The following is a 12,799-nucleotide window of genomic DNA, read 5'->3' as shown; positions in this document are numbered from 1 at the left end:
ATGATCAAGAATGTACTATTATTTACGTAGGTAAGCTTGCGGTAATCCCCATTGGAGCTTTCCAACCCATAAGCATGACGATCTGCATGAAATTATTTATGTCATTGATGGCAAAGGTTCGTTCACAATCAACGGCACGAAGCATTCGGCTCAACAAGGCGATCTGCTTGTCTATAACAAAGGAACGTTACACGAGGAGAAATCTGATCCTGAGTTCCCGTTATCCACCTATTATTGCGGCTTTCGTTTCCACGAAGGGATGCATCCTGACAGAGATTGGGTTGTACCACCAGGCAGCGAGCCTGTCATTCGCTCGAACCGCTATTCAGAGGAACTCTGTTCGTTAATGCAGACGCTGTTTAATGAGTTTTCAATCCGTGAAGACGGATACGAATATATCTCTAATCATGTTCTAAAAGCCATACTCGTCATTATTCATCGGATGTCCCACCATCAACGCACAGCGAGCGAAATTGTGCTAAGCAATAATCTTGCGGAGAGAATCAAAGACTATTTGGATACCAACTACAGGCAACCCATTAAGCTAAAAGAGCTTGCAGATCATTTTCACATTGACTTCTATTATCTGATTCATATGTATTCCAAACACTATGGTACGTCTCCTTATCATTACTTGATCCAGCGTAGGATGGGAGAAGCTACCCGGTTATTAGTCTCTACCAAGAAAAAAGTATGGGAAATTGCAAAGCTCGTTGGCTACGAAAATCCGAACTACTTCACGATTCTTTTCACCAAAACAGTTGGTGAGTCTCCCGTAGCTTCCGAAAACAAAATCAAAAGGATATGTTCGTCGAGACTTGATCCACGTAACGTAAAAATAAAAAACAGGTAGCCATTCTGAGCTGGCTATCTGTTATAGACAGGCTTTCGTAGGCATGAGCGACGTTTCAATTCCTATCAAAGAAGCTAAAAAAGCCGCCAATCGGCGACTTTTCGAACTGTTCACTTGGTATGATGTTACATGTTACACCAGATGGGATATGCGTATATCAATAGATCTGTTTAAACGGAAATGAGACCATGCTTCACAAAACTTTTGTAAAGCCCATCATTCTCTAGATCATCTGTAATATCGTCAGCGATCTCTTTCAAGCCAGGCTTGGCATTGCCCATCGCGATTCCCAATTTACAAAATTCCAGCATCTCCACATCGTTCATCCCGTCTCCGATTCCAATTGTATGCTCCACGGGCAACTCAAGATGCTTCAGTACGTCTGCAATCGCAACTGCCTTGTGAATGCCAGGGAGCATTAATTCTCCACTATCTTCCCCGAAGATTGGCACCGTACACTGAATAGCTTGAAATTTCCCTTCAAACCGTTGCTTAACCGTTGCAAATGGAAGCTTGCTCTCTAGGAAGCATACTTTGTTGACATCCTCTTTGTTCCATTCCGTTTCCCCATAAGTGAGTTGAGTAATAAACGGATGTGGTGATGCTTCCATTTGTTGCCGTGCTGCAGGATCATTCTCTATGTCTCCATACATCAATTTCTCCAGATGAAGCTTCAGATTAGGACTTGCATACAGCGCCGAGTTAGATTCAAGATAGAAGTTAATGTCATGCTCATTGAAGAATTGAACCATGTCGAGTACATCTTCAGGAAGCACTTTTTTATGATAGAGAGTCTCTCCATTCACTTCTACATAACCGCCACCTGCACCGATTAGCCCATCAAATCCCAGATTCCAGATCTCATCATATATTTCCGCCTTCGAACGGCCTGTACACAGAAACAATAAATGACCATTCTCTCGCGCCAAACGACAAGCAGTTTGAGCAGACTCCGGTACACTGCCATCATCCCTCACAAGTGTTCCATCGATATCGATAAAAATAATTCTACGTTGATCCTGACTCATGTTCTTACTTCCCCCTCATGAAAAGCTATATGTGTTGGAGCGCACTCCTACGTTAAATCTATTTCATGAGTTGAGTGTATCGGCTGAAACGGGTTACAAGTCAAGCTTTAGTTCGTCTAGCTCACTAACTTCAATCCTACTGCGGAGCCGAGCACCATTGTAATAAATACAATTCTTAGTACATTTCGGGGTTCTCCATAAAAAATCATGCCTAAAATTGCTCCGCCAGAGGCGCCGATTCCCGTCCACACAGCATAAGCCGTTCCCATAGGAAGAGTCTCCATCGCCAGAGATAAGAACCAAAAGCTCAAGCCAAACCCTGCGATTAACAAAATCAATGAAACCAAATTCCGGTCTTGGTGCAGCTTATTGATCATAAGCACGCCGACCATCTCAAATATCCCGGCCATAATTAGAAAAATCCAGCTCATTCATGATGCACCTCCTTTGTTTTCTCTTTGCTTAACATTTTAAGACCAACCACACCAAGCAAGAGCAGTCCAATGAGCAACATTTTTCCCGTCTGCACGGTCGCACCAAATAGAATAATCTCTGCAAGCACAGTACCTGCTGTACCAAGACCAACAAATACGGCGTATACCGTGCCGACGTCTAGTGAACGCGAAGCTGCAATCATCAACGTAAAACTCACAATAATTGCAAACAGGGTTATCCCCCATTCCAACACTCCACTGGCATGCTTCAAGCCAATGACCCAGCCCACCTCAAAAATTGCCGCTACGATCACCGATAACCAGGTTTTGTTCATTCTTTCCACACTCCTTCTTGAATAAGTTGCTTATTACCATAGAATTACATGCAATCAAAACAAAAAAAGCCCAGGAAACAAACTGCAATTACGCAGTTTATCTCCCAGGCTTTTATCCTTCCGTGACACAACCGAATGGCTGTGAGTTTTCTCTCGGACCAGACCGACATCTCTGTCGCGGAACCCTAGAAAACATTCATGTAATTCTATTGTCCAACCAATTATACACATTATTTACTTAATTGCAATCAAGACTTATTCAGTAATCCATTCTAAAAATTCAAGCCGATTATCAAACGGATCTTATTCTTAAAATGTAAGGTTGACTATAGGGTTGAGGATTGGTTTCTTTTTCTCTAGTGCAGGAGGGGAAATATTAACAGTGACGGTGGGTAGAAACTAAGTACAATTGCGTTTACTATTATGAATTTTTCATATATTGAAACATTACTATAATAATTTTTCGTTAGCTAAAGATTCTAGTGTTGTTGTTGTTGAGTTACTGTTGTTGTTGTTGTTGTTGTTGTAACTGAGTTGCTGTTCAGTGTGCTAACTGATGGTTGCTGTTAATTCGCTTCTCTATGCTTCCTGAACTTCTAATGGATGCACTTTGTTGTGAATTTTTCATATGTTGAAACTATGAAATGTCGTCCACCAGCTGAATTCCATCAAATTTCTCTATCATCGGATAGAGATCAAGAAACGCAAAAAAAGGCCGCCATCGGCGGCCTTTTCAACTTATATTAAGAGCATGCTGGCTCAACATCATTTTCACACAATATATTACACATTGGAAGATTCTTTATTTTTCAAAAAAATTATTGCCTCTTATATTTGCCCTGTCCAATCAGGTCTTGCAATCTTCTTCCAATGCGCTCTAATCTCTTCATATATGTCTTGTGGCAATACGCCTTTGGATACCAGATCCGCATTTTGCTGCCAACGATTTGGCTTAGAGGTGCCAACAATTGCTGTATCCACACCTTCTGTGCTCAATGTGAAGCGTAAAGCCGTTTCAACAGCTTTCTGCACGTCAGTATCTCTGAGAAATGCATAGTCTAGTTCCTTCAAGCGCTTCCAATATACATAAGAGTAATCCTTTTCCGGAAGCGTCTCATGTGTCCATGCTGCGTTCGCGATCGGTCTTTTGGCGATGATCCCCATGTTTCTTTTACGTGCCTCGGGTAATGTCAACTCAATCGCTTCTTGATCAGCAATATTTAGAGATGTCTCCAAGCTGTCAAATGCCCCAGTTTCTATGGCGTACCGCGCATCCTTCGTATCCCCGCTATATCCAATAAATCTGGTTTTCCCTGCTTCTTTCGCACGTTGAAGAACTTCTATAACTGCCCCTTGCCGAAGTACTTCTTCCGAACAGCTATGTAGATGAATGACATCCACATAGTCAGTTTTCAGGCGTTTCAGACTCCGATCAATGGTTTGCTCCAGCACTTTGGCATCCCAATTCGGTCCTTCTATACCAGCAGCATGTCCACATTTGGTAAACAGATAATAGTCATCGCGCCGGTGCGACAGCACCTCACCAATTAATGCCTCACTATCCCATAACATTCAGCCGTATCAATGATGTTAAGTCCTGCATCTAACGCACTGTTCAACAATGTCGCTACATCTTCCTTGGAAACGTTCTGTCCAATCTCAGCTCCACCAAATCCAAGTGTACTTACTTGCATACCTGTATTCCCATATTCACGTCGTTCCATGGATGAATTCTCCTTCCAAACTTCGTAATATCGTTAATGAAGACAAGCCTAACCAGAACTATTACCCATTCCAACTGATCCTAAAACCCATAAATAGACATTCCACCGTCAATTAAGAGCTTTTCGGTCAGTGTCCAGATGAAATTCCGGCTTGTTTATTTTATACACTCCTTATCTACCTCGCAATATGTAGTATCTACTTCAATTATCCATTAAGTCACAAAATATTGACTGGGGTTACCAAGCTCCGGATGGAACTTTTCTCGAAAACGTCCACCGGTATAGGCTCCAATAACTTTACGCCAGAAAGCCTGAGCGACTACGTTATTCCGTACCTGAGTAACCTTCCAACGACCAGGAAACCGTTCGAACAACTCATGCGCCGCTTGTGTTCCCACCCCGCTTCGCCGATATTTTTGCATCACAAAAAATTCAGTTAAGTAATAATCATTGTCAATACTCCCAGGTTCCAAGCGCTCTACCAAAGCGAATCCAGCTGGCGCCCCATCACTCGTTATCAAGAATGGGAATTTGCGCCCTTCTTCTGTCCAGAATGCATCCAGTCCAGGGTATTCTGGAAATACACCATTATGATCTACATCAATGTTAAGATATTTGGTGAAATCATATAGATAGAATTGCATTAAATGCCGAATCACCTGACGACGTTCCCAGGGAACCAGCTCCAGTTTCATATTCATCCGGTTCATCTCCCCTGCTCTACGTTCTATTGCTCTACTTATTACTTTAAAGGTTTGATCGCCGAAGGGCAAGAATGACGAACCAGCCTACACTACGTTCGTGAACAGACTGTGACCATGTAAATTATGGTACACTTAAGCATAGACTATCTTGAGAAATGCTTGATCTTGGAGGTGCCAACATTGACTAATGTTCAAAAAGAAATTGACCGACGCAAACTGGATGAGAAGCTACCTACCATGCCCTGGTTTGTTCAGCAATTCATTGACTATAAACTACCTGATCTCTCTCCCTCCACCTTGCTGGAGTATCTGCGAGACTATGATACGTTCTTTAGCTGGCTCCGTGCGGAAGGCTTGTCTGCAGCTAGCACCAACACAGAGGTTACTTTGTTAGAGCTAGAAGTGCTCCGTATGGATTCCGTAACTGCTTATCGGTTGTTCCTTACAACCAAGCGTGAGGGAGCTAATTCCAGAATTACGGTATCCCGAAAATTATCATCCCTACGTTCACTCTTTCACTACTTAAGCCAAATTGCCGAAGATGAAGATTTCTATCCCCTGCTCAAACGCAACATCATGGCCAAAATTGAAATTAAACGCACACATAAACCGAAGGATACTGCCGCCAAGCTAAAAGGTAAAATTCTCGAAGATGAAGAATTGCTGGAATTCATCGGATACATTTTGGAAGGTTATGCGGTGGATGTGGAGAAGAATAAACAAGCGCTATACTCACATGAGCTGAACAAAGAACGAGATGCCTGTATTGCCAGCCTCATCTTGAACTCCGGATTGCGGGTATCCGAAATAGTTAATCTGAATTTGGATGATCTTGATCTAAATAACAAGCTGTTATATGTTTACCGCAAAGGTAACAATGACGAAACGTACAAGACACCTGTCTACTTCAGAGAACAGGCCAAAGACGAGCTTGCCATTTATACCAACCTTAGACGGACAAGGTACCGTACACCGAAACGGGAGAAGGCTTTGTTTATTGCTCTACGCAATGGGGAATCTGAGGGAAGTCGAATGACGAAGCGCGCGATACAAGCGATGATTATGAAATACGCTAAGCGGTTTGGCAAACCTTATTTGACCGTACATAAGCTACGCCATTCCTTTGCCACCGATTATTATTTGCAGAATGACATATACAAAACAAAAGAACAACTTGGGCATGCTTCTACTGAGACCACTGAAATTTATGCCCATCTCACCGACAAAACGATGTCCGAAGCGATTGAACGTCGTAGTGAAGGCACCGGGTCTTAAACTAGCATGATCTATGGCAAAATAATAATAGAGCGATTGATCCCAAGATCTCAATTCTTAGGATCGATTGCTCTATTATTTTTGCATATTAGAGCCTATACAACACTTCCAAATCTAACTCAACACGGTCGAACTTAGATCCCCTCTATACGTTGCACAAGCCAGTTCCCGATATGCTCTGTCTCCTGTATATCGTGCCAAACTAACTGCTCACAGGTAACATCTTCACGTCCCATTAGGGGTACTCTTGTCACCACAGCTAAGATTCCCTGTAATTGTTCGTACAATGAGAGATCTTCGGGTTCTCGAATCATCAGAAGCTTGGGATATGCAGCTTGTTTGTGGCCTTCAATCAGAATCCAGTCATATTCGGATAGATATTCAATCATTTCACGAAGCTCTGTAGCTCGTTGTTCAATGATCGCCGTCCGCGTGGCAGACATGACAACGATAGCCGAAGCTCCGTTCGAAGTGAAGTTAAATGAATCCGTTCCCTCATGATCCATCTGAAAGTGATCATGTCCATCATGTTTAATGACAGCGACACGCCGTCCAAGAAGAGTCAGTTGTTTAGTCAACGCCGCCGTTAGCGTACTTTTACCTGAGTTTTTATATCCCACGATCTGTACAATATGAGGCTTGTTTGTTCGGATATCTGACATATCCTATCTCACAAGACCTGTAGGGAGCTTAAGAATCCGCACAAGCTCACCCGCAGGAACGCCCTTCTTATCTGGCGGAATAATAATTAAACATTCACTATCCTTGATTGTGATCATCACACTAGATTCATCAACCCGTGCTGCTGCCGGCAATGCGTGAACTTCACCATTCCGAACTTCTATTCGTCCCCGCACAAAACGGGTATAGTTATTTACCTTCGTATACCCTTCATCCAAGATCGCTGTCCATTCTTGCAAATAAGGATGAGGATCATTCTGCATCATACGAAGTGTAGGCCGCACAAATAAGTTAAATCCGACAAAACATGCTCCGGGATTGCCTGATAATGCAAATAGGTTTTTCTGATCCACGATGGCTGCGGTTGTAACACTGCCTGGTCTCATGGTTACTTTGTTAAATAGCATTTCCATGTCGTCTTCACGAACCAGATCTCCCATAATATCATAGTCACCTACAGACACGCCGCCTGTTGTAACCACTATATCGTTGTGCTTAACTGCTTCTGCGAGTGTCTTACGTGCGGTTCCCACATCATCTGCGATAGAACCATACATGATGGGTTCACCACCTGACTCAACAACGAGTGAACGTAGTAAATAACTATTACTGTTACGGATCCGTCCTGGCTGCAATGGCTCGTCCAATGCTAACAATTCTGTCCCTGTTGCGAAGATCGCCACCTTCGGACGTCGAAATACAGGCACTTCAGCTACACCAAATGTCGCTAATACGGATTGTTCACCCGCTTGGATCAGCGTACCTGCATCCAGCAGCAACTGGCCTTCTTCTACTTCAAGACCAATTGGCGTAATGTTGGCTTTCGCCTGCACATGACGCTTCAAGCCAATCCATTGCTCGCCATTTTCTGTTTTGCTCTCGGTCATCTCAAGCATAACAACAGCGTCTGCGCCTTCTGGTACCTGTGCACCGGTCATTATACGTGCTGTTGTACCTGATGTTATCGTCTGATCCGATGTATACCCACAAGGAATTTCATCTACAACACGAAGCCAGATTTGCTGTTCACTGCTAGCATGCAGCGTGTCGCTGCTTACAATAGCATAGCCGTCCATTCCTGATCTGCGGAAGAATGGATACGGATGTGGTGCAACGATCTTCTCTGCAAGCGTGCGTCCATGAGCCGATTCTAATGACACTTTTTCTATGGTGCCTGGTCTTACATGGGCAGCAATTCTAGCTTGAGCATCGGAAACCTGTACAGCCGTTCGATTGAATTTAGCATTTGTCATATCATCAGTATGCGGGTTTAATTTCAATGAAGTCGAGCCTCCTAATGAGCAATCTCTATGACTAAAAGTGTAGCTTGAAAGTCATAAGGTGACAAGCGTTATCCCTATTCTGTAACGGATATAACATGATTTGTTCATGGATTGACCATAATATGCTGAAGAAATGGAGGAATCCCATGTGAATGATCGATGTGAATTATGTGGTAGAGAGCCTGTGGAGACAACCGTCCATCATCTTACGCCCAAGCAGATGGGTGGCAGTTTGATGCCTACCGCGAACCTGTGTATTGCTTGCCACAAACAAATTCATTCCCTCTACACGAACCGCGATATTATGACATTGGGATTAACTACGCTTCAGGCTCTTCGAGAGCATGAGCGCATGACTCCTTTTATTCGCTGGATTCGCAAACAACCCGCAACAACGATCCCGCGAATTCGCAAATCAAATCATGTTCGTAAATCCTGAAACAATAAAAAAAGAACAGCGTCCGAGGTTAATTGTTATAGTGGATTATATTTCTACTCCACTTACCTCTTCGCTGTTCTTTTTATGAACTACAATGTAATAATTAGAAAAGTCATTGCTATCTTCGCCTCATGATTCGGCCTCCGCCCACCCTCGTTTTTGGCTTTTTGTAAGAGCTTTTGGGTGAGTCGAATAATCCGCCACTTTTACCGCGATCAATCTTACCTGAACTTGGTTCCTTCTTACGGCTAAACAAACCTCCACCAGAACCTACACTGGTATCCGTATCGCCTCCACGTCTAGTAATTGAACCTTTGCGATCCACGGTAATCGGTGGAGCAAGCTTTTTGTCATTACTTGTAGGAGCGCGATATGTACCTTCGCTTGGTTTGTACGTATCTTTGTTTGTATATCCACGATATTTCCCGTTTCCGCCACCACCAAAGGAATCAAACAAATTTCCGATTAACGTAGCGGTTAAATATCCCTGTAAAAAGGAAGAATCGTAGTTCTGACGAACGTATTCTTTGGAATCGACTTCAATTAACGTGTCTTCCGCTTTATTGGGATCCTGCTGTAAATGGTAATATTGATCCTGATACACCAGGAACATCCGCTCGGTACTCTCAGCCGAAATCTGATCTGGCTGACGCTGCTCAGACAATTCCTGGGCAACCTCTGGAACGGTACGGTCAGCAGCCCGGTATACATAGGATGTGGTGTTACCGCTACCACTCACAGATTCAAGTGGATAGGTGTCCTGTACGGTTGGTGCACCGCAAGCGGACAACAGTGACATCACAAGGCTAAGAACAAACATTAATTTTAAACCATGTGCCATGCGTTTTTTCATGGGAACCTCTCCTAGCTCGAACGAATCACTTTGATATCCGCAGGAAGGATAACCTCACCCTCATAAAGTGTAAAACGTCTGTCTTGCCACTCCACACGAAGTAGCTTGTGATCATCAGACTGATACTGCCACACGAGCTGCTCTCCTGCCTGACCATACGGTGTTCTGCCTGCAGTCGTCACCATACCTCCATATTCTTCCTCCAGGTGGTATGCGCGTCCATCTAGATCTAATAAGGTTGGCACCTCATCAGGCGTATCTAAACGACCATCAATAGGTGTGTAGAGAGCATAACGCGTCAATTCACGTTCTTCAATGTGCAAATGTCTGAAAGCTGTACCATCCTGCAATGTTAATACGACAGCATTTCTTGAACGATGATGTACCCGCCCAACAACCTCATATGTTACAAGAGAGACTTCACAGATATCACCAGGTGCAAGCTGTAACATCGTCTTCTCTGCCCGAGGCGGTTCGGGTTTAGCTAGTATTCCTTTAATCCGTTTCCATACACTCATGCCCATTAACTCCCGTTCTATATCTTCTAGAGGTTGGTTAACTCTCAATTTATAAGCAAGCTGCAATGATTAATGCGCCTACAATATGCAATGCACCTGAGAAGAGACCGTATCCCGTCTTCCCTTGCTGAATCCCTGTATCCAGATCTAGATTGGCTCTTGTACGGATAACATAATGCACGCCGTTCTCCAGAATGAGCAAAATAATAAAGGAAACGACAGATACGAGCAAAGCCTCACCAAGATGTCCTGCGGTCGAGATTGAGGTCGCAAGTACATAACCTTGGGCAAAAAGCTTCATAACCATCCGGGTGGTTACAGCCATATTACCTGCTTTTACTTCAGCAAAATCCTTGTATTTCGTAAACAATGAATCCACATACATCAAGACAAACAGCAAAACCGAACCCGATAACGTCCAGACCAGCATTGCCAAAATGTTCAAATCCATTTCAACAGCCCCCACATTTCAACATGAACCGCATTTAAAAGCGAAGAAGAAACACATGTCTCTTCTCCGCTAGTTTTCTTACTTCATCACAACCGTTAGTTCTTGTTCTCGTACTGCTTCATCAATGCAGCCAGTTCATCTTCAACCGCCTGATCTTTACCAAGCTTCTCGAATTCATCATCCAAGGATTTTCCTTTGGAGGACATTTCGTTGCTTGCTTCAGCTTGTGCTTCCATTTGCATCATTTTTTCTTCCATACGCTTCATTCCAGCGCTTGCTGTGTCAGAACTGAATCCATTCAAAGCTTTATTGATCTCAGTTTGAGCCTTCGCTGCGTTATAACGAGCAACCAACGTCTCACGTTTGTTTTTCATCTCCGTTAACTGCTTGCGCATCTCGTCTAACTTACCACGCAGATTGTCAGCGGAAGCTTTGTTCTGATCATAACTTGTTTTGTACTCAGCCATTTTTTCTTCAGCTGTTTTCTTCTCTTCAAGCGCTCGGCGAGCCAAGTCCATATTTTGTGCACGTGCTGCAGTATGCGCTTGCTCTTCGCGTTTCTTCACTAAAGCTTCTTGCTCTTCATATAGCTGCTTGAACTTCTTCTCAATGGCAATCTGTGCTGCTACAGCCTTCTCTGCATCTTGCAAATCCTCTTGCATATCACGGATATACTGATCTGTCATTTTAATTGGATCTTCTGCCTTATCAATGATGGAGTTAATATTGGACATCGTTAGATCTCGTAAACGTTTGAAAATGGACATTATGTTATTCCTCCTAGTCGATATTACATCCTTGTATATAATCATACATACGTGATAATCCTCAACCCGTTTCATTTTTAGCAAAAAAAATCACGATAAACTTCTTCACCATGTAAAATTATTCATTTACTTCATCTTTTATTTGCAGATGTTCATCAATGAGTCTCTCTGCAGTCTGCACGATTTCATCAATCTGCATGCGTGTAATCGCATCAAAATGAATGCCCATTATGACCGTCACCGTAACTTTCAACTGATGTGCCGCCTTGCGTGCAAGCCTCTCACATAGCTCCTGCTCCTTATGTCCTGGAACATGAACCGTAGCCCCACTAAGCCGCTCGTGATCTACATAATACGTTGCTACAGCGCCTATATGTGCGTCGCCGCCTGTAACCAAGAATACTTTGTCGTGTCCCACTTCTAGAACTTGTAATCGAATGGTACTCAAATCATATTTACTCATGCTGATCCACCTATCCTTTTCTTTATCTCATGTTATGGTCCGAATTATGAACAAGATTAGAGTCACTGACAATGAAACATCTCACATGTCGAATAAATCAAGATTATATCGGGCATACCATAGAGAACGCATTTTGGGAAAAGGGGGCTGCTATTATGCGTATTCGCCTCATCGCATTATCATTTATCACGCTACTACTGAGCGGAATTTTCGCACCTGCTCATTTGTCAGCTCAACCGAACCAAGCTAGTACACCTGTCGACGCACAGGGCGATGAACAACTCACACTAGGTCAACTTAGACAGAAATATTCAGATACGTTCAAGACAAATGGACCTTCCACGAAACAGGTTGCGCTGACTTTTGATGATGTTCCTGATCCAAGATTCACACCACAAGTACTGGATATTCTGAAGAAATATAAGGTCAAGGCGACTTTTTTTATTGTAGGCAAGCGAGCGGAAAAACATCCGGCTCTGGTTAAACGCATGGTTCGTGAAGGTCATATCATTGGTAACCACAGCTATAGTCACCCTGAATTCAGTAAGCTGACGATGAATGATTTTCGCAAACAAATTTTACATACCGGGGATATCATTCGCAATCTGACCGGGTACACGCCAAAAATGATTCGTCCGCCTTACGGGGACATTAATGAAAAACAACTCCAGTGGGCTCAAAAGCAGCAGTATAGCATTGTGAACTGGAACGTGGATTCACTCGATTGGAAAGGTCTTTCCAAAGACAAAGTGAAGCAGAACATCTTATCCGCGGTTAAACCCGGGTCAATCATTCTTCAACATGCAGGTGGTGGAGTAGGCTCTAATCTGCAAGGTACAATTGATGCGTTACCAGAAATCATTGAGGAACTGCGAAGTCGAGGGTATAGTCTTGTAACATTGGACGAAATGTTAAACATCTCGAAGAGTAAGTGAATTAAGTATTAACGTTTTGCAAGATCACTTCGATAATGAACTTTCGGTAAACACAA

At 43.2% G+C, this 12,799-nt stretch carries 15 protein-coding genes, 2 pseudogenes and 1 riboswitch; of the genes and pseudogenes, 5 read left to right on the top strand and 12 right to left on the bottom strand.

The genetic code is table 11. The annotated features are described in order from the left end of the window. Window positions 1–55 precede the first annotated feature (55 nt). Window positions 56–235: pseudogene (locus DMB88_RS32015) on the top strand (AraC family ligand binding domain-containing protein); the annotation flags it as partial. Between the two features lie 24 nt (window positions 236–259). Further along, the gene (locus tag DMB88_RS13665) at window positions 260–853 is read left to right on the top strand and encodes a helix-turn-helix transcriptional regulator (protein ID WP_128101785.1); all 594 of its coding nucleotides are present in this window, start codon (window positions 260–262) and stop codon (window positions 851–853) included. Window positions 854–1,023: 170 nt separating this feature from the next. On the opposite strand, the gene DMB88_RS13660 is transcribed toward DMB88_RS13665, so the two are convergent. The 5 genes and pseudogenes from DMB88_RS13660 to DMB88_RS13640 all read right to left on the bottom strand — a co-directional run bounded on the left by DMB88_RS13660 (window position 1,024) and on the right by DMB88_RS13640 (window position 5,075). Continuing rightward, window positions 1,024–1,881: a Cof-type HAD-IIB family hydrolase gene (locus tag DMB88_RS13660; RefSeq protein ID WP_128101784.1), complete on the bottom strand. Its 858-nt coding sequence runs from the start codon at window positions 1,879–1,881 to the stop codon at window positions 1,024–1,026. 116 nt (window positions 1,882–1,997) lie between these two features. After that, a complete protein-coding gene (locus DMB88_RS13655; RefSeq protein WP_128101783.1) occupies window positions 1,998–2,312 on the bottom strand; it encodes a DMT family transporter in 315 nt (104 codons plus the stop codon). Continuing rightward, a complete protein-coding gene (locus DMB88_RS13650) occupies window positions 2,309–2,650 on the bottom strand; it encodes a DMT family transporter (protein ID WP_128101782.1) in 342 nt (113 codons plus the stop codon). The genes DMB88_RS13655 and DMB88_RS13650 overlap by 4 nt, the downstream gene beginning before the upstream one ends. A gap of 99 nt (window positions 2,651–2,749) precedes the next feature. Then, window positions 2,750–2,850: riboswitch (guanidine-I (ykkC/yxkD leader) on the bottom strand. Window positions 2,851–3,478: 628 nt separating this feature from the next. Continuing rightward, a pseudogene (locus DMB88_RS13645) lies at window positions 3,479–4,374 on the bottom strand (aldo/keto reductase). A 212-nt stretch (window positions 4,375–4,586) separates the two neighbouring features. Next, the gene (locus DMB88_RS13640) at window positions 4,587–5,075 is read right to left on the bottom strand and encodes a GNAT family N-acetyltransferase (RefSeq protein ID WP_128101781.1); all 489 of its coding nucleotides are present in this window, start codon (window positions 5,073–5,075) and stop codon (window positions 4,587–4,589) included. A 183-nt stretch (window positions 5,076–5,258) separates the two neighbouring features. On the opposite strand from DMB88_RS13640, the gene xerS reads away from it, so the two are divergent. Further along, on the top strand, window positions 5,259–6,353 hold the full coding sequence (gene xerS, locus DMB88_RS13635; protein ID WP_128101780.1) for a tyrosine recombinase XerS: 1,095 nt from the start codon (window positions 5,259–5,261) through the stop codon (window positions 6,351–6,353). Between the two features lie 134 nt (window positions 6,354–6,487). On the opposite strand, the gene mobB is transcribed toward xerS, so the two are convergent. Both mobB and glp read right to left on the bottom strand, forming a co-directional pair. Beyond that, on the bottom strand, window positions 6,488–7,015 hold the full coding sequence (gene mobB / locus DMB88_RS13630; RefSeq protein ID WP_128101779.1) for a molybdopterin-guanine dinucleotide biosynthesis protein B: 528 nt from the start codon (window positions 7,013–7,015) through the stop codon (window positions 6,488–6,490). A gap of 3 nt (window positions 7,016–7,018) precedes the next feature. After that, complete coding sequence (glp, locus tag DMB88_RS13625; protein ID WP_128104440.1) at window positions 7,019–8,287, bottom strand: molybdopterin molybdotransferase MoeA; 1,269 nt, start codon at window positions 8,285–8,287, stop codon at window positions 7,019–7,021. A gap of 163 nt (window positions 8,288–8,450) precedes the next feature. On the opposite strand from glp, the gene DMB88_RS13620 reads away from it, so the two are divergent. Further along, window positions 8,451–8,756: an HNH endonuclease gene (locus DMB88_RS13620; protein WP_128101778.1), complete on the top strand. Its 306-nt coding sequence runs from the start codon at window positions 8,451–8,453 to the stop codon at window positions 8,754–8,756. A gap of 118 nt (window positions 8,757–8,874) precedes the next feature. Here the strand turns inward: DMB88_RS13620 and DMB88_RS13615 are convergent, their stop codons facing one another. The 5 genes from DMB88_RS13615 to DMB88_RS13595 all read right to left on the bottom strand — a co-directional run bounded on the left by DMB88_RS13615 (window position 8,875) and on the right by DMB88_RS13595 (window position 11,808). Continuing rightward, a complete protein-coding gene (locus DMB88_RS13615) occupies window positions 8,875–9,609 on the bottom strand; it encodes a DUF4247 domain-containing protein (RefSeq protein ID WP_128101777.1) in 735 nt (244 codons plus the stop codon). Between the two features lie 11 nt (window positions 9,610–9,620). Beyond that, window positions 9,621–10,127, bottom strand: a complete 507-nt coding sequence (locus DMB88_RS13610; protein WP_128101776.1) for a DUF4178 domain-containing protein — start codon at window positions 10,125–10,127, stop codon at window positions 9,621–9,623. 49 nt (window positions 10,128–10,176) lie between these two features. After that, a complete protein-coding gene (locus tag DMB88_RS13605) occupies window positions 10,177–10,578 on the bottom strand; it encodes a DUF350 domain-containing protein (RefSeq protein ID WP_056690140.1) in 402 nt (133 codons plus the stop codon). 95 nt (window positions 10,579–10,673) lie between these two features. Further along, complete coding sequence (locus DMB88_RS13600; protein ID WP_128101775.1) at window positions 10,674–11,345, bottom strand: PspA/IM30 family protein; 672 nt, start codon at window positions 11,343–11,345, stop codon at window positions 10,674–10,676. Between the two features lie 118 nt (window positions 11,346–11,463). Further along, complete coding sequence (locus DMB88_RS13595) at window positions 11,464–11,808, bottom strand: prenylated flavin chaperone LpdD (RefSeq protein WP_128101774.1); 345 nt, start codon at window positions 11,806–11,808, stop codon at window positions 11,464–11,466. Window positions 11,809–11,963: 155 nt separating this feature from the next. Between DMB88_RS13595 and DMB88_RS13590 the strand changes: the two genes are divergently transcribed. Beyond that, window positions 11,964–12,743, top strand: a complete 780-nt coding sequence (locus DMB88_RS13590) for a polysaccharide deacetylase family protein (RefSeq protein WP_128101773.1) — start codon at window positions 11,964–11,966, stop codon at window positions 12,741–12,743. Window positions 12,744–12,799: the final 56 nt, after the last annotated feature.

The sequence above is a fragment of the Paenibacillus sp. DCT19 genome (assembly GCF_003268635.1).
Classification (GTDB): Bacteria; Bacillota; Bacilli; order Paenibacillales; family Paenibacillaceae; genus Paenibacillus.
Note: the sequence above shows the minus strand (reverse complement) of the source record. Positions and strands in the feature narration are given on the sequence as shown.